Source organism: Flavobacterium algoritolerans (assembly GCF_030010385.1).
Classification (GTDB): domain Bacteria; phylum Bacteroidota; class Bacteroidia; order Flavobacteriales; family Flavobacteriaceae; genus Flavobacterium; species Flavobacterium algoritolerans.
Window position 1 is genome coordinate 1,145,951 of the sequence record NZ_JASCRZ010000001.1, and the last position, 22,689, is coordinate 1,168,639.

At 35.2% G+C, this 22,689-nt stretch carries 22 protein-coding genes; 17 read left to right on the forward strand and 5 right to left on the reverse strand.

Annotation, left to right across the window (positions count from 1 at the left end):
* Positions 1–194: 194 nt before the first annotated feature.
* The 3 genes from QLS65_RS04965 to metG form a co-directional block, all read right to left on the reverse strand.
* Entirely contained in the window at positions 195–881 is a 687-nt protein-coding gene (locus tag QLS65_RS04965) for an HAD family hydrolase (RefSeq protein WP_282713289.1), read from the reverse strand.
* A 53-nt stretch (positions 882–934) separates the two neighbouring features.
* On the reverse strand, positions 935–2,368 hold the full coding sequence (locus QLS65_RS04970; protein ID WP_282715586.1) for a hypothetical protein: 1,434 nt from the start codon (positions 2,366–2,368) through the stop codon (positions 935–937).
* A 141-nt stretch (positions 2,369–2,509) separates the two neighbouring features.
* The gene (metG, locus tag QLS65_RS04975) at positions 2,510–4,570 is read right to left on the reverse strand and encodes a methionine--tRNA ligase (protein ID WP_282715587.1); all 2,061 of its coding nucleotides are present in this window, start codon (positions 4,568–4,570) and stop codon (positions 2,510–2,512) included.
* Between the two features lie 132 nt (positions 4,571–4,702).
* Between metG and QLS65_RS04980 the strand changes: the two genes are divergently transcribed.
* The 12 genes from QLS65_RS04980 (at position 4,703) to QLS65_RS05035 (ending at position 15,026) form a co-directional block, all read left to right on the forward strand.
* Positions 4,703–5,530 (forward strand): hypothetical protein, encoded by an 828-nt coding sequence (locus QLS65_RS04980; protein WP_282715588.1) that lies wholly within the window; start codon positions 4,703–4,705, stop codon positions 5,528–5,530.
* A gap of 126 nt (positions 5,531–5,656) precedes the next feature.
* Entirely contained in the window at positions 5,657–5,827 is a 171-nt protein-coding gene (locus QLS65_RS04985) for a hypothetical protein (protein WP_282715589.1), read from the forward strand.
* A 68-nt stretch (positions 5,828–5,895) separates the two neighbouring features.
* Positions 5,896–6,435 (forward strand): DMP19 family protein, encoded by a 540-nt coding sequence (locus QLS65_RS04990; protein ID WP_282715590.1) that lies wholly within the window; start codon positions 5,896–5,898, stop codon positions 6,433–6,435.
* A 225-nt stretch (positions 6,436–6,660) separates the two neighbouring features.
* A complete protein-coding gene (gene serS / locus QLS65_RS04995; protein ID WP_282715592.1) occupies positions 6,661–7,932 on the forward strand; it encodes a serine--tRNA ligase in 1,272 nt (423 codons plus the stop codon).
* 97 nt (positions 7,933–8,029) lie between these two features.
* Positions 8,030–9,805: a tetratricopeptide repeat protein gene (locus QLS65_RS05000; RefSeq protein WP_282715780.1), complete on the forward strand. Its 1,776-nt coding sequence runs from the start codon at positions 8,030–8,032 to the stop codon at positions 9,803–9,805.
* A 67-nt stretch (positions 9,806–9,872) separates the two neighbouring features.
* Complete coding sequence (locus QLS65_RS05005; RefSeq protein ID WP_282713961.1) at positions 9,873–10,184, forward strand: DUF4286 family protein; 312 nt, start codon at positions 9,873–9,875, stop codon at positions 10,182–10,184.
* A 134-nt stretch (positions 10,185–10,318) separates the two neighbouring features.
* Positions 10,319–11,098: a 16S rRNA (adenine(1518)-N(6)/adenine(1519)-N(6))-dimethyltransferase RsmA gene (gene rsmA, locus QLS65_RS05010; protein ID WP_282715594.1), complete on the forward strand. Its 780-nt coding sequence runs from the start codon at positions 10,319–10,321 to the stop codon at positions 11,096–11,098.
* Positions 11,088–12,440, forward strand: coding sequence for a magnesium transporter (mgtE, locus tag QLS65_RS05015; RefSeq protein WP_099713861.1), 1,353 nt, complete (start codon positions 11,088–11,090; stop codon positions 12,438–12,440). The genes rsmA and mgtE overlap by 11 nt, the downstream gene beginning before the upstream one ends.
* 145 nt (positions 12,441–12,585) lie before the next feature.
* Positions 12,586–13,362, forward strand: a complete 777-nt coding sequence (proC, locus tag QLS65_RS05020; protein ID WP_282715597.1) for a pyrroline-5-carboxylate reductase — start codon at positions 12,586–12,588, stop codon at positions 13,360–13,362.
* Between the two features lie 138 nt (positions 13,363–13,500).
* A complete protein-coding gene (locus QLS65_RS05025; RefSeq protein WP_282713298.1) occupies positions 13,501–13,881 on the forward strand; it encodes a Dabb family protein in 381 nt (126 codons plus the stop codon).
* Positions 13,882–13,936: 55 nt separating this feature from the next.
* Positions 13,937–14,533 (forward strand): hypothetical protein, encoded by a 597-nt coding sequence (locus QLS65_RS05030; RefSeq protein WP_282715599.1) that lies wholly within the window; start codon positions 13,937–13,939, stop codon positions 14,531–14,533.
* A gap of 76 nt (positions 14,534–14,609) precedes the next feature.
* Positions 14,610–15,026 (forward strand): hypothetical protein, encoded by a 417-nt coding sequence (locus QLS65_RS05035; protein WP_282715601.1) that lies wholly within the window; start codon positions 14,610–14,612, stop codon positions 15,024–15,026.
* Between the two features lie 88 nt (positions 15,027–15,114).
* Here QLS65_RS05035 and nhaA read toward each other — a convergent pair whose 3' ends face one another.
* Positions 15,115–16,269 carry a Na+/H+ antiporter NhaA gene (gene nhaA / locus QLS65_RS05040; protein ID WP_282715602.1) on the reverse strand — a complete coding sequence of 385 codons (1,155 nt, stop codon included), beginning with the start codon at positions 16,267–16,269 and terminating at the stop codon, positions 15,115–15,117.
* A gap of 143 nt (positions 16,270–16,412) precedes the next feature.
* Between nhaA and QLS65_RS05045 the strand changes: the two genes are divergently transcribed.
* From QLS65_RS05045 to QLS65_RS05055, 3 genes are read left to right on the forward strand one after another with little or no spacing between them, the layout of a single operon-like run.
* A complete protein-coding gene (locus QLS65_RS05045; RefSeq protein WP_428831869.1) occupies positions 16,413–17,762 on the forward strand; it encodes an NAD(P)-dependent oxidoreductase in 1,350 nt (449 codons plus the stop codon).
* 52 nt (positions 17,763–17,814) lie between these two features.
* On the forward strand, positions 17,815–18,198 hold the full coding sequence (locus QLS65_RS05050; protein ID WP_282713301.1) for a DUF4234 domain-containing protein: 384 nt from the start codon (positions 17,815–17,817) through the stop codon (positions 18,196–18,198).
* Positions 18,173–18,637, forward strand: a complete 465-nt coding sequence (locus QLS65_RS05055; protein ID WP_282713302.1) for a DUF2752 domain-containing protein — start codon at positions 18,173–18,175, stop codon at positions 18,635–18,637. Before QLS65_RS05050 ends, QLS65_RS05055 begins: the two co-directional genes overlap by 26 nt.
* 69 nt (positions 18,638–18,706) lie before the next feature.
* On the opposite strand, the gene QLS65_RS05060 is transcribed toward QLS65_RS05055, so the two are convergent.
* Positions 18,707–20,509, reverse strand: coding sequence for a lysophospholipid acyltransferase family protein (locus QLS65_RS05060; protein ID WP_282713303.1), 1,803 nt, complete (start codon positions 20,507–20,509; stop codon positions 18,707–18,709).
* A gap of 203 nt (positions 20,510–20,712) precedes the next feature.
* Here QLS65_RS05060 and QLS65_RS05065 point away from each other — a divergent pair, with 203 nt between their 5' ends.
* Together QLS65_RS05065 and QLS65_RS05070 are read left to right on the forward strand one after the other, a co-directional pair.
* On the forward strand, positions 20,713–21,474 hold the full coding sequence (locus QLS65_RS05065; RefSeq protein ID WP_282715605.1) for an exodeoxyribonuclease III: 762 nt from the start codon (positions 20,713–20,715) through the stop codon (positions 21,472–21,474).
* Positions 21,475–21,637: 163 nt separating this feature from the next.
* Positions 21,638–22,579, forward strand: coding sequence for an OmpA/MotB family protein (locus QLS65_RS05070; RefSeq protein ID WP_282713305.1), 942 nt, complete (start codon positions 21,638–21,640; stop codon positions 22,577–22,579).
* The last annotated feature ends 110 nt before the right edge of the window (positions 22,580–22,689 follow it).

Genomic DNA, 22,689 nt, shown 5'->3' on the forward strand with positions numbered 1-22,689 from the left:
TAGATAAGAAATTTTAAACAGTTAATTATGTAAGAATTAGTTTTAATTCTACAAACCAAGTTTGTAACGGCATTTTTAGCAATATTTTGTATTTTTTTTATAGATTATATAAAGATATTAACTTTAAATTTAAACGGTTTTTAATTGAAAAATAGTTTTGTTAATGATTAAAGAGGCTTAAAAATTGGTTTTTATTATTCCAGTCTTCTTGCTACTTCTTTTATTTTTTCATAAGCGCTGAAATTTTCATGTTCCACCTTATAGTCTATTTTTTCGTGTGCCCAAGTTGTATGAAACGGAATATGAACAGCGTGTCCGCCAATGGCTAAAACAGGTAAAACATCTGATTTCAAAGAATTACCAATCATCAAAAATTCTTCAGGTTGTATTTCCAAACGTTTGATTAAATCAGAATAATCAATTTCTTGCTTGTCTGACATTACCTCTATGTGATGAAAATAATGGCCTAAACCAGAATTGTGAAGTTTTCTTCTTTGGTCCAATAAATCACCTTTAGTGGCAACGACTAATTTGTATTTTCCGTGTAAAGCATCTAAAGTTTCTTCCACACCATCTAATAGAACAATGGGTTTTTCCAGTAATTCTTTACCGTATTGAATAATTTTTTCGATAATTTCTATAGGAAGTGTATTATTCGAAATGGTCATTGCGGCCTCAATCATCGACAGAATATACCCTTTGATCCCGTAACCGTATAATCTTAAATTATCGATTTCTACCTTAAAAAGTTCTTTAGAAATTCCTTGATGCGACAGATAATCTTCCATCAAACAACAGAATTTCTTCTCCGTTTCATCAAAATACGTTTCGTTGATCCATAAGGTATCATCGGCGTCGAAAGCAATTACTTTTAGTTTCATTTTTTTTGTAATGGTTGATTAATAAAATCCAAAAATTAATTGTGTTCTATTTTTTAATCATTAAATTTTTTGAGAATATATTCCTTTGTTTTATTATCATAATAACCTAAATAATAAGCATCGGTTTTAAATAATGTTTGTGATGAAACATCTTTATAGGTATCGAAAAAAGTACGGATTTTATCAAACGCTAAAGGTTGTAAATCGCCTTTAATATGACTGCCTTCCTTGTCAAATAATCCGTCTGTTTTAACCACTTTTCTATTTGAGTAGGAATTAAAACTCTCTATGCCAGGGTTGTGCACGGCGATTGAAACGAGTGCTCCAATTAAGCCAAATTGGCCCATACCAAATTGGCTGGCTGACTGTTGAACTGGAGAAACACCCCCAAAAGTAATTAGTGTGTTTTGGCCAATTGTATAGCAGCTAACACCAGGATATAAATTGTTTACTTTTCGAATAAACTGTGAAGAATTTTCTAAGGTTCTCTTTCCTCCAAAATCGCCTCCTTCCAGTTGAACTTCCGAATTTTTAAAATCGATTGGTTCGGATGACTTAGCGGTATGTTCCTTCAATACTTTTCCGTCTAAATCTTTTACAGTAAGATAAAATAGATTGGATGCGCTTTTTAATTGATATAATTTGTTGTCAAAGTAAAATGAATTCGAATTTAAATACGTTCGGTCTTCTTGTATATCGTGGGTTTTTATTTTTTTTTCAGTAGCTTTAAAATCTGTTAAGTCAACAGTGATAACTTGGGTAAACTCAATATTCGTGTCAAGGGTAATGATAATTCGATTGTTTTTGAAATAACATTTTCTCTTTTTGGCACTATCAGTTAGAGATGTTGGGTTGTCGGTATTTATAAGCTGCAACGAGAAAGGCGCTTCAAAAGGAAGTAAATTTTCTCCTAATACTTCATATAAGTTTGATTGTGTATAGTCTGATTTATAAAAAGTAAATCCGTTCAAATTGATTTTTTTTTCGGTATAATCACCTTCTTTATCAAAAACATAGAGTTTTAAATCATTGCTTTTTTTGATAACTGTTAGGATATAAAAAAAATCTTTATCACTAAATTTTTGTAAAACTTTTTCGTCTTTCAATAATAAAGAATGTTGTTTTGTTGTGGTTTTACGGTTATTGAAATCGTATAATTCAGTAAAAATATCCTTGGAATCATTTGATGACCAAAAAAGTCTTGTGTTGTCATTGTTGATGTTGTAGCCAATCATCTTAGTGTAAATTTTAGTATTTGGCCTTTCGGATGAAATACTATCAACGATTTTCATTTTTTCATCGAGTTGAATTGCTTTTACTTTTATTTTATCACCAATAAATAAAGTAATTTCTTTTTTATCGTTATTTATAGTCTGAAAAACATCTCGATTTTTTTTTAGCTCAAGAGGTATAGAAGATACCATTTCTTGTGAAAAAGAAATTAAACTACTTAAAATTAAAGACGCAAGAAGTGTTTTTTTTATCATTTTTAGATAGGTTTATTTTTTAGCTAATATCTGATTTTTTTTAAAATATTATTAGTTAAAAAATGTTTTTTAAATGCAAATTGCGTGACTTAATTAAAATTTTAATTAAGTCACGCAATTTTATACTTTTTTCAAAAAGTCTTAATTTATCGTTTCTCCATTCGCAACACCATCAGCATCCGGATTCACAAAAACCAATTTTCCTTCAGCATTCGTAGTCATCAAAATCATTCCTTGGCTTTCTACGCCACGAAGGTTTCTTGGAGCCAAATTCACTAAAACAGTAACTTTTTTACCAATAATATCTTCTGGTTTAAAACTCTCTGCAATTCCTGAAACGATGGTGCGAACATCAATTCCAGTATCTACTTTTAAAATCAAAAGCTTGTTCGCTTTTGGCATTTTTTCGGCTTCCAGAATCGTTCCTGTACGGATATCCATTTTGGCAAAATCCTCAAATTGAATCGCTTCTTTCTGCGGTTCTGCTTTTTTGTTTTCGGCAGTATTGGCAGTTTTAGTCGCTTCCAGTTTGTCTATTTGTTTTTGGATTTCCTCGTCTTCAATTTTAGCAAACAATAATTCCGCTTCGCCAATTTGGTGTCCAGCCGGAATCAAATCAGAATTTTGAGCAATAGTATTCCAGTTCAACGGACTTTCTATTTTTAGAATTCCTGATAATTTTTTAGCCGTAAACGGTAAGAAAGGTTCGCAAAGTGAACTTAAAGCCGCTGCAATTTGCAACGCCACATACATTTGAGTATGTACGCGTTCTGGATTGTCTTTGATCACTTTCCAAGGCTCTTCGTCAGCCAAATATTTATTTCCTAAACGAGCTACATTCATCAATTCACTTAACGCTTCACGGAATCTGTAACGTTCCACAGAACTCGAAATTACAGCTGGATACGCTTTCAATTCGGTTAAAGTTGCTTCATCCACTTCCGAAAGTTCGTTTGGTTGTGGAACAATTCCGTTGTAGTATTTATTGGTTAAAACCACAACACGATTAATGAAATTCCCGTAAATGGCAACCAATTCATTGTTATTTCTAGCCTGAAAATCTTTCCAAGTAAAATCATTATCCTTAGTTTCCGGCGCATTCGATGTCAGGGCATAACGCAAAACATCTTGCTGATTAGGGAATTCTTTCAAATATTCGTGCAGCCAAACCGCCCAGTTTTTAGAAGTCGACAATTTGTTTCCTTCCAAGTTCAAGAACTCGTTCGCAGGAACATTATCCGGCAAAATATAACTTCCTTCCGCTTTCAACATCGCAGGGAAAATGATGCAATGGAAAACAATATTGTCTTTCCCAATAAAGTGAACCAGTTTTGTATCCTGATCTTTCCAGTACGGTTCCCAATCTTTTCCTTCGCGCAAAGCCCATTCTTTCGTAGAAGAAATGTAGCCAATCGGCGCATCAAACCACACGTATAATTTTTTTCCTTCAGCACCTTCAACAGGAACGTCAATTCCCCAATCCAAGTCACGAGTTACCGCACGAGGCTCTAATCCGCCGTCAATCCATGATTTTACTTGCCCGTAAACATTCGGTTTCCAATCGTTTTTATGTCCAACAAGAATCCACTCTTTCAAAAACTCTTCATAACGGTCCAAAGGTAAAAACCAGTGTTTCGTTGATTTCAAAATAGGAGTTTCTCCAGTAATTGTCGATTTAGGATTGATTAAATCCGTAGCGTTCAATGTCGAACCACATTTTTCGCATTGGTCACCGTAGGCTTCTTCGTTGCCACATTTCGGGCAAGTTCCCACAACAAAACGGTCTGCCAAGAATTGATCTGCTTTTGCATCATACAATTGCTCGGTCACTTCTTCAATAAAATCACCTTGTTCATACAGTTTTCTAAAAAATCCCGAAGCGGTATCATGATGGATTTTAGCCGAAGTTCTGGAATAATTATCAAACGAAATTCCAAAATCAGAGAATGATTTACGAATGATTCCATCATATTTATCAATTACTTCCTGTGGGGTAATGCCTTCTTTTTTGGCTTTCATCGAAATCGCCACGCCGTGCTCGTCACTTCCGCAAACAAACAATACGTCTCTTCCCTGCAATCTTAAATATCTGGAATATATGTCCGAAGGCACGTAAACACCCGCTAAATGGCCAATGTGAATCGGTCCGTTCGTATATGGCAATGCTGCTGTAATCGTATATCTTTTTGGATTCTGTATCATGATTCAATTTTATTGAGTGCAAAAATAAGATTTTTTATGGTAGTGACAAGTCGCGACTCGTTCGTACTGGAGTAAATAAATTACATTTTTTGTTTTATTTGGAGCTATTTCCCGCTGTAGGTTACAATTTTTTTGTCAAATGAGGAAAGCCGTAAATGTATATTTTTTAGTATCGATAAATTTGACGGCACAGTAGCAACGAATGCTAGTTTAATAAAACAACCTAATTTAAATAAAATGAGAAAACTAATTACATTACTAATTATCGTATTAATATTGATTCCTAAAAAAGTGGAAGCTCAAAATAATGGTACGGTAGCGGTAGCTGCTATTGCTGGTATAGCAGCCATTGGTGCCGGTATTTTTGCGGTTGATCAAATGAAAGAGCAGGCAGAATTAAAGGCAACACAGTGGATATTAAATAACCACCCTGAGTTAACCAGTTTTTCATTAAAAACGTTAGCTTTTGAAGGTAAAAAATTAAAAGACATGTCTTCTGTTTCTGTTATATTATATAATGTTCAGGAGTTTCAGCCACAAGAAAAGTCTGTACTTGATGGTAAAAAACAGGTATTGTTTGGGTTTACAAGTAATGGCTGGGTAAATGAAAGCGGAGTTAATTTTGATAAAGTGAAATGGTATTTAATTGATGAAAGTGAATGGATCAAAATGATGACATCTTACGTTAAAGTTGCTTCTGGAGTTAATGATAATAAATTAATTAAAGATAAACTAGTGGAAGGTAAAATTGTAAATAAGGGTGTAAAAATTAACGGTAAAATTGTAGTTCCTTTTTTTGAGTTATCTGGCGATATGTATGTTGTTGCAGATTATTCAAATGAAATGAAATTTATATATAATGAAAGATCACTAGGGATTTTTCTAAAAGAAACTAGGGATTTAGTTCAGATAGGAAGAGCTGAGATAATTGATATACATGATTTCTTTTTTAGCAAATAGTTCTATTCTATCGGGTTCAAGCTTCTTGTTAGTAATATTTTATCAATAACTCATCACTTATGAAAGCTACATTTATAATGTAGCTTTTTTTATATTTGTAACCGTAATTAAAGTAGTTTCTATATCATGGCAAAAGGACCCGAAAAAAACACTAAAAATAAGGCTTTACATAGCAAATTGCTCAATCGGAAAAAGGCTAAACTTCAAGAAGAAAAAAAAGAAAAAGCGTTGCGTTTGAAAGCTTTAGTTTCAAAAATGAATCAGAAAAAGAGTAGTGACGAATCTGATGTCATATAAATCGCATTGTATTTCATTTCTGTTTTTATTTACCCGAAATTTGCAGCACATATTCAAACACAAAACCTATGGAATTCGGTAGAATAATTATTTCAGAAACAGCAATGAACAGTGAAAATCTCCAAGATGTAATTCACTCTAATATTTCAGTAATCAACTTAATGCGTGAGGAAGGTGTGAACGATGATTTGATTCACGAAGATGCCATAATGAGTTATTATTTAGATTATTATACCTCACAATATACCGAAGGAAATTTTGCTCAGTTTGTATACAATTCCGGTTGGGATAAAGAACTAAACGAATTAATCGAAGAAGGTTTGGTATTAATTGGCGCCGAAAAACATTTGGAATTGTTCCAACAGCAATCCAAAAAAGTAAAATTAATGAGCAGTGTAAAACTGAATAAATTCCTGAAAGGGAAATTGGAAGGTGTAAATCCTATCCGAGATTTGCTTAACAACGACACTTTTTTTGAAATAGAAGAAAATTTAATTACTTTGAATGCTGCTTTCTTAAAAACCCACCCAGATTTTGAAGTTCTTTCTGTAGACGACATGTTTGCAACCTTAGAAGAATTTGTAGGTCATGAGATTAAAAGAGACTAAAGTAAGTCAAAAGTCCAATGTCATAAAGTTTTTAAAGTCCTGTTTTTATTTGTTTTTTTGAAGTTCTGTTGTCAATGTAAATTAAACATTAGGGCATTTGAATCATACATTAGTATTGGACTTTATGACTTTCGACTTTTGACGAATTTTTTCCCCCATTTCTATCAAACATTTCCTTAAATTTGCTTCCATTATTATAAAAGTTAGCGTTAAAAAAATCAAGCTATGTTACAAATCGCATTTATTAGAGAGAATCAAGAAAAAGTAATCAAGGCTTTGGCAAAGAGAAACATCGATGCTACAAGTGTTGTTGAAGAAGTGGTACAACTGGATGAAAAACGTCGCGCTACGCAAGTGGAGCTAGACAACATTTTATCCGAATCTAATAAATTATCCAAAGATATTGGCGAATTGATGAAAGCGGGTGAGAAATCGAAAGCCGCCATTCTAAAAGAAAAAACCGTTTTAAACAAAGAGAAAAGCAAAGCTTTAGCTGAAACGGCTGATGTACTTGCCGCAGAACTTTTGGAAAAATTATACACGTTACCCAATCTTCCGGCTGATATTGTTCCTGTTGGAAAAACACCGGAAGAAAATTTAAACGTTTTTGAAGAAGGGGAAATTCCAGTTTTGCACGAAGGAGCACAACCGCATTGGGAATTGGTAAAAAAATACGACATCATCGATTTTGAACTTGGAGTAAAAATCACAGGAGCAGGATTTCCGGTGTATAAAGGAAAAGGAGCACGATTACAACGCGCCTTGATCAATTATTTCTTGGATAAAAATACTGCTGCGGGATATAATGAAGTTCAGGTGCCACACATGGTCAATGAAGCGTCTGCTTACGGAACGGGACAATTGCCGGACAAAGAAGGGCAAATGTATCACGATAAAACGGATGATTTGTACTTGATTCCAACGGCTGAGGTTCCAGTTACGAATTTGTTTCGTGACGTGATTTTGAACGAAAATGAATTACCCGTTTTAACAACGGCTTACACGCCATGTTTCCGTCGTGAAGCAGGTTCTTATGGTGCGCACGTACGTGGATTGAACCGTTTGCATCAATTTGACAAAGTGGAAATTGTACGTGTAGAACATCCGGATAAATCATACGAAGCTTTGGACGGAATGGTCGAACACGTTAAAAATATATTACAGGAATTGAAATTACCATACAGAATATTGCGTCTTTGTGGTGGAGATATGGGATTCACTTCAGCTTTGACGTATGATTTCGAAGTGTTTTCTACGGCGCAAGATCGTTGGTTAGAAATCAGTTCAGTTTCTAATTTTGAGACTTTTCAAGCCAATCGTTTGAAATTGCGTTTCAAAGACAAAGACGGAAAAAACCAATTAGCACACACCTTAAACGGAAGTGCATTGGCTTTGCCAAGAGTTTTGGCAGGAATTTTAGAAAATTACCAAACTCCGGAAGGTATCGTAATCCCTGAGGTTTTGCGTCCGTATTGCGGGTTTGACATTATAAACTAAAAATCTTCAACAGATAAGTCATATAAGTTTTTGTAAAATTATATGACTTATCTGTTTAAAAAAGAGATGTTTGACGAAACAAATTGCAATTGAAACAATGAAAAAACTCTTTCTACATATTACCCTGTTTTTTTCATTAGTTTGTTTTTCACAAAACGAACAATTAGCGCAGTATTATTATGACAAAGGCGATTTTGAAAAAGCAAAAATCAGTTATGAAGAGTTGCTGCAAGAGATTCCGTTAAACTCCCAATATTTTTTAAGAATAATAGACTGTTCGCAGCAATTGCAACAATTTGAAAGTGCCGAAAAAGCCATTCAAGAACGACTTGACAAGTACAATCAAGGGAATCTTCTGGTGGAATTAGGGTATAATTTTCAGTTGCAAAAAAATGATGCCAAAGCTAAGATTTACTACGATCAGGCATTAGACCGAATCAGAAAAAATCCAAATGAAGTCTACGGAATTTCAAATGCTTTTGAGAGAAAAGTGTTGCTCGAATATGCGCTGAAATCCTACCAAACCGCTACACAATTAGAACCGAACTTTAATTTCAATTATCAAATAGGGTTGCTTTACGGTCAATTGTCTAATATGGAAATGATGATTTCCACTTTTCTGGAAGAGGCGTTTGCCAATCCTCAAAACTCCATTAGAATCCAAAATCAACTGGTTCGTTTTATGGTTGATGAAGGTGACGCAAACTTCAATAAAACATTACGGAAAGCGCTGATTTTAAGAACCCAGAAAAATCAAGACCTCTTTTGGAATCATTATTTGAGCTGGTTTTATGTACAGCAAAAAGAGTTCGAAAAAGCTTTTATTCAGGAAAAAGCCATTTACAAACGTAATCCGGAATCGCTTGCCAATATTGTAAATTTAGGGCAACTGGCTATTGAAGAAGAGAATCAGGAAGCGGCTAAAGAAATTTTGGGATTTGTATTGGAAAACACACAAGATTTAGAATTGCTGATCCAAGCGAATTCTTATTTGGTAACCATGAAAATTGAAAAAGCATCCGAAAATGACTTTGCAGCCATCAGCACAGAATTAGACGGTTTGTTGAAACAATTCGAAATAAGTCCTTTTACCTTATCTTTGCAGCTGATTCAGGCACATTTCACGGCATTTAAATTGAAAAAACCGGAAGAAGGAAAAGTAATAGTTAAGAGAGCGCTGGAATTGCAATTGAATGATTATGAAGTGGCTAATGCCAAAATGGAACTGGCAGATATTTTGCTTTACGAAGAAAAATTCAACCAGGCTTTGATCTATTATTCACAGATTGAATTGGATTTGAAGAATGATGTAATGGCACATGAAGCCAGTCTGAAAGCAGCAAAAACCAGTTATTTCAAAACCGATTTTGCGTGGGCGTTGAAACAATTTAAGGAATTGAAATCAGCCAATACGCAGTTGATTGCGAATGATGCTTTGGAATATTTTCTGTTAATCAATGACAATACTGTTGCTGATTCGACACAAACGGCTTTGAAGCAATTTGCCAAAGGAGATTATCTGTTGTATCAAAACAGGAATCAGGAAGCGGTAGCACAGTTTCAGACGATTTTGAAAAACTATAAAGGACAAGAAATAGAGGCTGTAACCTTGTTGCGATTAGGGAAAATATATGAAAAGAAAGGTGATTTTGCTTTGGCTTTAAGCCAATACCAAATGATTATCGACCAACATAGCGACGGAATTTACATAGACGAAGCGTTGTATTTTTCGGCAGAAATATATAACAAGCAATCGTTACCTGAAAAAGCGAAGCCACTATATGAAAAGGTATTGTTCAATCATCAGGACAGTATTTATTTTGTGGAAGCCAGGAAAAAATTCAGACAATTGCGAGGAGATACTAATTTGTAAAAAAGTTTAACTGTTTAATTGTCGAATCGATTAACCAGTTAAACAATTAACCAGTTAAACAAAAAAAATGATATTATACAACGTTACCACAAACATACATGAAAGCGTTCACGATCAATGGATGATTTGGATGCAATACAAACACATTCCCGAAATTTTGGCTACTGGAAAATTCTCTTCGGCTAGAATGGTACGGGTTTTAATTGAAGAAGAAATGGGCGGAGTAACCTATTCAGTTCAATATGCAACGGACAGCAAAGAAACTTTGGAGAAATATTACCAGGAAGATGCACCGGCTTTTCGCGAAGAAGGATTGAAATTATTTGGAGACAAAATGCTTGCTTTTAGAACAGAATTAGAATTGATTGCAGATTTTTAGAGTCATTGCAAGGAACGAAGCAATCACATTCAGATTGTCGTTTTGAACCACAATCTTGAAGTCGCAATCTGCGATCTCCAATTTGAAATAAAATACACTTTGTGCCTTAGTGCCTTCGTGGCAAAACAAAAAACATGGAAAAAGTAACAGCCAAAAAACACCTCGGACAACATTTCTTGAAAGATGAAAGCATTGCAAAAGACATTGCCGACACGTTGAACTTAGAAGGATATGATGATGTATTAGAGATAGGTCCGGGAATGGGAGTTTTGACAAAATATTTGTTGGATAAACCGGTGAACACCTACGTTATAGAAATCGATACGGAATCAGTGACGTATTTGGACCAAAATTATCCAAAATTAAAAGACAGAATCATTTCTAAAGATTTCTTAAAATACAACATCAACGATATTTTCGAAGGGAAACAATTCGCTATTATTGGGAATTTCCCGTATAATATTTCGACACAAATTGTGTTTAGAACTTTGGAATACCGCGATCAGATTCCGGAATTTGCGGGAATGTTCCAGAAAGAAGTGGCACAACGTATTTGCGAAAAAAAGGGAACAAAAGCCTATGGAATTCTGTCAGTTTTAGTTCAGGCTTTTTATGATGCGGAATATTTATTTACGGTTGATGAAAATGTTTTTATTCCGCCACCAAAGGTGAAATCGGGAGTTTTACGTTTGCGCAGAAAGAAAGATTACAGCTTGCCATGTGGTGAGAAATTGTTTTTCACGGTAGTGAAAACGGCCTTTCAACAACGACGCAAAACGTTACGAAATAGCTTAAAAATCTTAAATTTGTCGGATAGTTTGAGAGAAGATAAAATTTTTGACCTTCGTCCAGAACAATTAAATGTAGAACAGTTCATAGAACTCACCCAAAAAATAGAAGCCGATGGAGTTTAAAATCAGCAAAGAATTAATTCAGGAATTAGAGCAACTCATTCAAAATAAAAACGACCAGCAACTGGAAGTGTTATTGAATGATATGCACCATGCTGATATTGCTGAAATTCTCGATGAGCTTGATTTTAATGAAGCGACCTATATTTTTAAAGTTTTAGACAGTGAAAAAACCGCCGAAATTCTTCTGGAACTAGAAGATGATTTGCGGGAAAATATATTAAGCAGGCTTTCGCCAAAAGAGATTGCGGAAGAATTAGATGAGCTGGAAACAAATGATGCAGCCGATATTATTGCGGAGCTTTCGAAAGATTTGAAAGCCGAAGTAATATCAGAACTTCAGGATGTTGAGCACGCCAAAGATATTGTTGACTTATTGCGTTATGATGAGGATACCGCAGGTGGAATCATGCACAAGGAATTGGTTAAAGTCAATGAAAATTGGAATGTCCTCACGTGTGTAAAAGAAATGCGCATTCAGGCCGAAAACATCTCCAGAGTCCATTCGATTTATGTCGTGGATGATGAAGATAGATTGAAAGGGCGTTTGTCACTCAAGGATTTATTGACCACTTCTTCCAGAACACCGGTAAGTGATGTTTACATCCGAAAATTAAACTCCGTAAAAGTAGATACCGAAGATGTTGAGGTAGCTCGAATCATGCAAAAATACGATTTAGAAGCCATTCCTGTCGTAGATGAAATGGGACGATTAGTGGGAAGAATCACCATCGATGATATTGTGGACGTAATCAAGGATGAAGCAGATGAGGATTACCAGTTGGCAGCAGGTATCTCGCAAGACGTTGAAGCGGATGACAGCATCTTTGAACATACAAAAGCACGATTGCCTTGGTTGGTTTTGGCTCTTTTGGGTGGTTTTATCTCCGTAAAAGTGCTTGGCTTGTTTGAAGGAGCGATGTTTGAGCATGGGAATTTGTTCTTTTTCACACCACTTATTGCCGCAATGGCAGGAAATGTAGGCGTACAATCATCAGCAATTATAGTACAGGGTTTGGCAAACAATACGTTGAGCGGATCCTTGTTTAATAGATTGGTCAAAGAAGTGTCACTAAGTTTATTAAACGGACTGATTTTGGCTACGATATTGTTTTTAGGAAGTCATTTTCTATTGAATGTCGAATTGATCATTGGCGTTATTGTTACTATAGCATTGATGTCGGTAATTATTATTGCATCGTTAATAGGAACTTTTGTTCCGTTGTTACTCGATAAATTTGGGATTGACCCCGCATTGGCTACCGGACCGTTTATCACTACAAGTAATGATATTTGCGGAATTCTGATTTATTTTTCGATAGCAAAAATGATTCTGGGATTTTAAGAAAGAATTGAACTAAGAGAATAGAGAGAAATTAAAAAATAACTAATACAACTATAACTACACAACCAACACTTTTCCCTAACGGCTTACTTTTCTTTGGAGAGTCCCGAAGCTTCGGGAGGGGAGAGGAAAAACCACAACCAGCATGAAAGTACACATTATTGGCGGCGGAAACTTAGGCGTTTCTATCGCATTAGGACTATCAAAATTTTCACCAGAGAACCAAGTAACCGTAACCAGAAGAAACACATCAAGCATTCTGTATCTTGAAAAATTAGGCGCTACGGTTTCTACGAATAATATCCATCAGATTCAGGAGGCCGATGTCATTATCTTGACTATAAAACCGTACCAAGTAGATACTGTTTTAGCCGAAATCCTTCCTGTAATTTCGAATAAAATTATTGCGTCGGCAGTGAGTGGATTGTCCATAGAAAATTTACAAAACAAAATAGGTGTTGCTAATAGTGCCATCCGAATCATGCCCAATATTGCGGCACAGTTTGGTGCATCAGCAACTTGTATTGCGTTTCACGAAAAAGACAAAGAGAAAGCGCAAGATGTAGTTTCTCTTTTTCAGAGTTTGGGAACCGCTCCTATTATTGACGAAAAATTAATGGATGCAGCAACTGTTCTTGCGGCCAGCGGAACTGCTTTTGCGTTGCGATACATTCGCGCATCGATGCAAGCCGGAATCGAAATAGGATTTGACTGGCAAACCGCATTAGCCATTTCGGCACAAACCGTAAAAGGCGCTGCCGAAATGTTACTAGAAGAAAAAGTGCACCCGGAACAATTAATTGACCGCGTAACTACACCACAAGGCTGTACCATAGCCGGGTTGAACGAAATGGAAATGCACGGATTCAGTTCGTCCCTGATACGAGGCATCAAAACGTCTTTGAAACAAATTAAGGGATAAGTTTCTAGTTCCGTAAAATTTTGATTATCTAAGCTGCGCAAATGTCTCTGACTTTGAGCAATTTTTTTACTTAAGCTTCGCAAATATTGATATTTGTTTACACACTCAAATAAATACTATATTTGAAAAAAAACTACCATGAAAAAACTACTTCTTTTAACTCTTATTTTAATTTCAAGTTATACCGCAAATGCACAACAAAATAAACAAAAACAAGTGCTTAGGCATGTGGTGATGTTTGGTTGGAAACCCGGAACCGATACGGTAGCAATTGATAAAGTGGTAACTGCTTTTGGGAATTTAGAACATAAAATCAAATTGATAAAAGCGTATGAATGGGGAATTAATAACAGTCCTGAAAACTTGAATAATGGTTTGACGCATTGTTTTACCTTAACATTCAACAGTGAAGCCGATAGGGATGCGTATTTGATTCATCCGGATCACAAAGCTTTTGTGGCTGTTTTGAGTCCCGCGCCAGATAAAGTTACCGTAGTTGATTATTGGACTAATAAGTAAACAGAAATCTGCAAAAAAGGTTTGAATCATAAATAATAAACAACAAGTATAATAAATGAAGAAAGTAATAACAGTACTGGTTTTAGTATTCAATCTAAATGCAAACGCTCAAGAAGTACCCGTTGAAAAATCAATTTTTGGAATACAAACCGGATTTGGAGTACACACCGGAATTTGGTTTAACAATGAAAGCAAATTGTCAAGTAGCATCGCATTACGAAGTGAAATTGGTCTTGAAAAGGATTTTACGGTTGGAGATCATTACGATGGCGCCGGTTTTATTTTGCAACCGGTACTAACTGTAGAACCAAAATATTATTACAATCTGGAAAAAAGGAATGCAAAAGGTAAAAAAACAGCCAATAATAGCGGCAATTATGTTTCAATCAGGACAAGTTATCACCCGGACTGGTTTGTGATTAATTTAGCGGATAACGTAACCAAAACGGCTGATTTAGCTATTGTTCCCACCTGGGGTTTAAAACGCCAAATAGGAAATCATTTCACTTATGAGACTGCTTTAGGGTTTGGGTATCGTGTGGTGTATTTGAAAGAGAATTCAGTTAATGGTAATGTGCAGAATGTAGATGGAGCGTATAATAGAAATCAATACATTCCTTATTTGCATATAGGAATAGGATATGCCTTTTAGGAAAAAATAGTTTAGATTTCTGCCAGAACCATATAACGGCACTTTAACCGTTTGGCAACCAATAAATAATCTCAAGATGAATCAGAGCACAATTGTAGTCAGAATGTCTAAAAGTAGTGGAGTTTATAATAAATCTAATCGTTATGTGTTGCGCATAGCCAATGAAATGGATTGTGAGATGAACTACAACAACAACCGGAAAGAATATATTGTTTTACCCGGAAAACATAATATTGAAATTGGTGATGGAATTTCTTTTCAAACAGAAGAAATACTACTTAAGGAGGGAGAAACGAAAGTACTGACCATAAATCCCAGTCTTACGTACAATCTTGGATTTGGGATGCTAACAGGAATGGTAGTAACAGGTTTGATTATTCAATTTGCAATACTTCAAAAATTTTCTTCTGTGATGATTATTTCATTTATGCCATATTTATTCATTAAGAAAAGAAATTTCAAAAATAGTTTTGCGATAAGTTATTCAAAGTAAAAGCTGTTACTACGCATCAAAAAAAGCCTGTTTAATATTACTTAAACGAGGCTTTTTTGATTAAATTAATTGTAATTAATATATTGTGTTATTTTTTTGCTCTAGCAGGTTTCAAATTAAATTTTAACCATAAGAAACCAATGGTTCCGGCAATGAATGAAGCAATTAGAATCGCAATTTTGGAATACGTGATTACTTCTTCTCCGTCGTTTTTAAAAGCAAGAAGCGTAATAAAAATAGACATTGTAAAACCTATTCCGCCCAGCATTCCTGCGCCTAGAATACTGCTCCATTTTAGATCTCTTGGCAGCGTACAAATTCCTAAACTAACCGCCAGTAGTGAAAACAACCAGATTCCCAATGGTTTTCCCACAACAAGCCCTAGCATAATTCCAATTGTGTTGGGATGATTCAATCCCTCATGCCAATCTGAATTTATAGCAATGCACGTATTTGCTATGGCAAACAAAGGAAGAATAAAAAACGCCACTGGTTTGTGTAAAAAATGCTGTAATCGGTACGAAGATGTTTTTTTGCCTCCATTTCCAAAAGGAATTACAAAGGCTAATAATACTCCGGTTATTGTCGCATGCACTCCTGAATTTAGCATGAAATACCACATCGCTGCTCCACCAATCAAATAAGGAATAAGACTGTGTACTTTTCTTCGGTTCAGGATAAATAAACCACCCATAATAGCAAAAGCGATAAATAAATTTAGATAAGCAATAGTGTCCGTGTAAAATATGGCAATTACCATAATAGCGCCTAAATCATCGATTACGGCAAGCGCAGTCAGGAATACTTTCAAAGATGTAGGAACACGATTTCCTAAAAGTGACAGGATTCCAATAGCAAAAGCAATATCTGTCGCCATAGGGATTCCGGCTCCATTTTGTGTGATAGTTCCAAAATTAAACAGTAAAAAGATTCCGGCAGGAACAACCATTCCGCCCAAGGCTCCAAAAATAGGTAAAGCCGCATTTTTTATACTGGATAGTTCTCCTTGATACATTTCACGTTCTAATTCTAAACCAATGAGTAGAAAAAAGATAGCCATTAAACCGTCATTGATCCAATGTGTTATGGAATGGCTGCCAATATTGGTTTCCCAAAATGCAATATATTCGGTTTGAACGGGAGAATTGGCTAATAAAAGAGAGAGTGTTGTTACAAAAAGTAATAAGAGTCCACCGGCTTTTTCGCTTTCGAAAAAAGCGTTGAATGTTTTCGTTAATTTCATTTTTCGGTTTTCATTTATTATAAGCATACGATTTATAATAAAAATTGAGAATGCTAATTTACGATTTTATGAGCTAATTTTCTTTGATAAAACAATAAACCGTAATTTTTTTGTTAATTTGAAGTATTAAAAAAGTACATTTTATGGACATCAAAATCCTTCATATCGATAGCAATAATTCCTTACTTTGGGATCAATTGCAGCATTCTGGATTTATAAATCACAGCGATTTCACCTCGTCAAAAGAGGAAATTGAAGCCAAAATTCAAGAGTATCAGGGTATTGTTATCCGAAGCCGTTTCAAGATTGACAAAACATTTTTGGACAAAGCCACTAATTTACAATTCATTGCGCGCGTTGGAGCCGGATTAGAAAGTATCGATTGCGACTATGCAGCATCCAAAAACATTACGCTTATCGCTGCTCCGGAAGGAAATCGAAATGCTGTTGCCGAACATACATTGGGAATGATTTTATCCCTTTTTAATAAATTGAATGAAGCAGATAGTGAGATACGCTCCGGACATTGGAACCGTGAAAGCAACCGCGGTCATGAACTCGACGGAAAAATAGTTGGGATTATAGGTTACGGAAACATGGGAAAATCATTTGCTAAGAAACTCCGTGGTTTTGATGTTGAAGTCCTTTGTTATGATATTCAGGTAAATGTAGGCGATGTCAATGCAAAGCAGGTTTCATTAGCAGAATTCCAGCAAAAAGTAGATGTAGTAAGCCTGCATATTCCTTGGACTCCTGAAACCGATAAAATGGTTGACAGTGATTTTATCAATGGATTTGCAAAACCATTTTGGATCATAAATACCTCTCGTGGTAATAATATTGTCACTGCCGATTTGGTTGCCGCTATGCAATCCGGTAAAATTCTCGGAGCTGGTTTAGATGTTTTGGAATACGAGAAGTTGTCATTCGAAACCCTTTTTCACGATAAAAATACTCCCGAAGCTTTTCAATATTTGTTGAAAGCTAAGAATGTGATTCTGAGTCCGCATATTGCCGGCTGGACATTCGAAAGCCATGAACGATTGGCGCAAGTCATTGTAGATAAAATAAAAGCAAAATATTTTGGTCAAGCCAAAGTTGCCGAGTCGGAGAAACGCGTCACGGGAATTGGGGGTTTCTTTTTTAAATCAAAAAATCCAAAAGAACTGGTTGCTTGGTACGGAAAACATTTAGGTTTAAAAACGGATCAATATGGCTCCACTTTTTGGTGGAAAGACAAAGAGGGGAATGATTGTTCTACCCAATGGTCACCATTTGCAGATGATACTGCATATTTTGCTCCAAGCGAAAAACAGTTCATGCAAAACTTTAGAGTAGATGATTTAGAAAAATTATTACAAAAATTATCGGATGAAGGTGTAACAATTGTGGGTGATATGGAGACTTATGAGTATGGAAAATTTGGCTGGATTTTGGATAGCGAAGGAAATAAGATAGAACTTTGGGAACCAATAGATACTGCATTTCAATAAAATTTTAATTTCAATATTTTAACTAACTTAAATTTAACCTAACCAAACCAAAATGGAAGAAATCGTACAAGAAACTTGGAACACTCCAAGGAAACCCATTCCAGTATTTAAAGTAGATCCAGTATTAGTATTAATTTTTGGGTTTTTAACCTGTGGATTGTATTTAATTTATTGGAATATTAAAGTTGCAGAAGTTTTTAATGCTGTTTCTGAGCGAGAAGTTATCTCACAACCTATCGCCATATTTGCGGGCTGTTGTTATCCTGTAAATATTTATTTCTTTTATTTAGCAGGCAGAGACGGACTTCCGGATGTGTATAGTAGATCAGGTTCAGCTCAAAAAGACGATACGGTTTTGCTGCTTATTTTAGGGCTTTTCTTTCCAATGATTGCCGCAATGATAGTTCAAAATGACATCAATAAATTATACAATTAATAGTAAAGATAAACGTAAAATTTACGGAATTATAGGCGCTGTTCTCACGTTGATGATTCCGTTTTTTTTAATGTTTACTAATGGTGATAATCATCTTGAGACTGATCAGTCTATGTGTCCTTTCAAAATGATTACAGGCTTTCCATGTCCCGGTTGTGGAATTACAAAGTCATTGGTTTATTTTTATCAGGGGAATTTTTACAAGAGCATAAGCTATCATATTTTAGGTCCTTTTGTGATTACATTTAGTGTTGTCAGCATTGTTATACTGTCTATGGAATTAATTACTAAAAAAGAGTATTTTAATGCTGTTATGTACAATAAAAGACTAGCTTATGGTTTGGGTGTTTTTCTTGTTGGATATCATCTCATAAGATTAATTTTCTTTATAAAAAACAATTCTTTAGATTCTATTTTGAAAGAGTCCATCTGGAGATAAATTAATTTATATAAAAAATCCCGTCTCGTCTTTTTAGGACGAGACGGGATTTTTTATATCTAGTGGTTACTAGTCTTCTTTGTCATTTAATTTTCGTTCCAGTTCAGCCTGAAATTCTTCCATTACGGGCTTCATGGTGCTTTCCGGAATATCTGCAATTCTGATATACATTAATCCATCTACAGCATTATTAAACAGCGGATCCACATTAAAAGCAACCACTTTTGCGTTTTGTTTGATGTATTTTTTAATCAAAACCGGTAAACGCAAACTTCCTGGTTCCAATTCGTCAATAATTTTATCAAACTTATTCAAATCCGATTCGGTTTCGTTAAAAATGAAATCTTTGTCGGCATCTTTTAGTTTTACTTTATAGGCTTTCTTGGGGTGAATGTATTGTGCTATGTAAGGATCGTAATAATTGGATTTCATGAATTCAATCATCAGTGATTTTGAAAAATCTGAAAATTGATTACTGATACTCACACCCCCCAGTAGAAATTTATGTTCTGGGTAACGTAACGTAGTATGCATAATTCCTTTCCAAAGAAGAAAAAGAGGCATTGGTTTTTGTTGGTATTCTTTGATGATGAAAGCGCGACCCATTTCTATGGATTTGTGCATCATATCATATAGTTCGGGTTCAAATCGGAATAAGTCGTTGAGGTAGAAACCATTTATTCCATACTTTGGATAAATTTCTGAACCCAAGCCCATTCGGTATGCACCAGCAATTTTATGGGCTTCATTATCCCACAAAAAAAGATGATGGTAATATTGGTCGTGTTTGTCTAAATCAATAGGTTCGTTTGTTCCTTCTCCTACTTCTCTGAAAGTGATTTCTCGAAGACGGCCAATTTCATGTAGGATATTAGGAATTTTAGATGCTCTTGCAAAGAAAACTTCGTAATTTTTACTTTGTAAAAGTCGGCAATCCGTGCTGCGTAATGCATCTACTTCCTTAATCATTTTGTCCTGACTTGCGGCAGTAACAATTTTCTTTGGGCTTTTAGGAATTTTTAAAGTGGGTGTTGGTAAAAAGTTGCTTTCTTTTTCGAAAGGATTAGCTAACATGTAGGTTTTCTTTCTTAAAAATTCCGAATATTCCTCAATAGTTGCATGTTCGTTTTGTTCGCTTACAGAAATTGGTTTACCAATACGGACTTTAATCACCCGTCGTTTCTGGCTGAACACTTCCGAAGGTAGTTTTGCTGTTCTAAAAGTACTGCTTATTTTAGACAGCAAATAAAACAATCGGCTATTTTTTGCATGAAAATAAATTGGGACAACAGGAACTTGGGCTTTTCTAATGACTTTAATTGCACCTTCTTCCCAAGGTTTATCCACCATCAATTTTCCATCTTTGTAAGTAGAAACTTCTCCGGCAGGAAACATTCCTAATGGTTTCCCATCGCTTAAATGACGTAGAGTTTCTTTAATTCCCACTACGCTTGATTTGGCATCCTTATGATTTTCAAAAGGATTTACTGGCATGATGTATTTCTTGAGAGGGGCAATACGATGCAAAAGAAAATTGGCTATTATTTTGAAATTTGGCTCTCTTTCAAGCATTAGTTTCAATAATAAAACACCATCAATACCTCCCAGAGGATGATTTGAAATGGTGATATAAGCGCCTTCTTTTGGTAAACGTTTTAAATCTTCTTCCGGAATTTCGAATTTTATTTGTAAGTCATCTAATATCCCATTTAAAAACGCAACATCTTTTAACTGTTTATTTCTGTCGTACACTTTGTTTAAGGTCGAGATTTTTAGCACCTTCATCAGCATCCAGCCAGAAAAAGTCCCCAGAACTCCGTACTTGTCTGCATTTATTGCTTTTGCAACTTCTTTCGCGGTTACTAAACCCATGTATCTTTTGTTTTTTTAGAGCAAGAAACAAAGATAGCAAAAAACTCCATTTTCTCTATTTTTCTGAATCAAACTTCTAGTTTTTTGTTACATTTGAAACCCACATCTTAACAATATAATTTTTTCCGAGAAAATAAAAAAGTGGGTTCCTGATAACTGCAGGCAAAAAATAGTTTTTCGGAAGAAATTCAAATTTTTTTTTAATGAGAATTATTTCATACAACGTAAACGGAATCAGAGCCGCCATTTCAAAAGGATTTATCGACTGGTTGCAACACGCAAATCCGGACATTATTTGTCTTCAGGAAATTAAGGCAACCGAAGACCAAATCCCAGTCGAAGATATTGCAAAAGCGGGTTATCCGTACCAATATTACTATTCAGCAACCAAAAAAGGATATAGTGGCGTAGCGATTCTATCGAAAATCAAACCCAATAATGTCGTTCACGGAACCGGAATTCACTACATGGATTTCGAAGGAAGAAACCTCCGCGCTGATTTTGATGGATTTTCAGTGATGAGTTTGTACTTGCCATCAGGGACAAATATCGATCGATTGGACCATAAATTCATGTTCATGGATGATTTTCAAACCTACATCAACGAACTTAAAAAAGATACGCCAAACCTAATTATCTGCGGTGATTATAATATTTGCCATGAGGCAATTGACATTCACGATCCAATCCGAAACAAAAATGTTTCCGGATTTTTGCCGCAAGAAAGAGCCTGGCTCGATGGATTTATGAAGTCTGGATTTGTCGATAGTTTTCGCCATTTCAACAACGAGCCGCACCAATATTCGTGGTGGAGTTACCGTGCCGGAGCCAGAGGAAACAACAAGGGTTGGCGCATCGATTATAATTTAGTCAGCGATTCTTTAAAACATAAATTAAAAAGAGCCGTTATTTTATCAGATGCCGTGCATTCGGATCATTGCCCAATTTTGGTAGAAATAGAGTAATCTAGAGCAATTTCCCGTCTCGTCCTAAAGACTAGATTGCAATCTTGTTGTTTTTAAAGAAAAAAGAACAAGGATTTCCACTTTTATCTGGGCTAGGGCATTCGAATACAATTTGAAATTTTTCTTTCAAAACAACATTAGAAACAACATAAATACATACAAAATGATTAAAAGAGTTTCCATCGGATTATTAGTATTGGCGCTTTCAACCTCCTGTGTATCCAAGAAAATATACAACGACTTAGAAAGTAAGTTCACCGATTTAAAAAAAGAAAACAGAAGTTTAGCAGATGAAAATGCCGATTTGCTAAAAGCTAAAAATCAATTAGAATTAGACCGTGACGGCTTAAAAACTGATTTGAGTAAATCCAAAGCCGAACTGGATAAATTGAAAGCTGATTACGCAGCGGCTCAAAATAAATTCAAAGTCTTGCAAGATTCTTACGCCGCTTTAGAAAAAAATAGCGGTGATGCTTTGCAAAGCAACATGAAGAAAAATCGTGATTTACTGGATCAATTAGACGAGAAAGGAAAAGCATTGGCATTAGAACAAGAGCGATTGAGCAAAAGCGCACAACGTTTACAAGAATTAGAAGATTTGATTGCTGCTAAAGAAGCCAGCATGAAAAAACTAAAAGAAACTTTGTCTAAAGCTTTGAACAGTTTTGAAGGAAAAGGATTGACAGTGGAACAAAAAAACGGGAAAGTATATGTTTCTATGGAGAACAAACTACTTTTCAATTCGGGAAGTTGGGCGGTAGGTTCCGAAGGGAAAAAAGCAGTAATTGAAGTTGGAAAAGTTTTGGGTGACAACCCAGATATATCAGTACTCATCGAAGGTCATACGGATGATGATGCTTTCACGGCTTCAGGACCAATTGCGGATAATTGGGATTTATCAACCAAAAGAGCGACAGCAATAGTTGCTATTTTAAGCGAAAACAAGAAAATCAACAAACAAAATTTAACGGCTGCCGGAAGAGGAGAATTCTCCCCATTAGCAAGCAATTCAACTGCAGATGGGAAAGCTAAAAACCGTAGAATCGAAATCATTCTAACGCCAAGATTAGACGAAATTGCCGAAATGTTGAATGAGATAAATTAAAAAAGAAGCAAAGTTTTAAAGCAGCAAAGGTTCAGAGTATATGCTTTGAACCTTTCTGTTTTCTGGTTACGAGATGTTTTGGAAAGCATCCAAAATTAAGAAGTTTCACC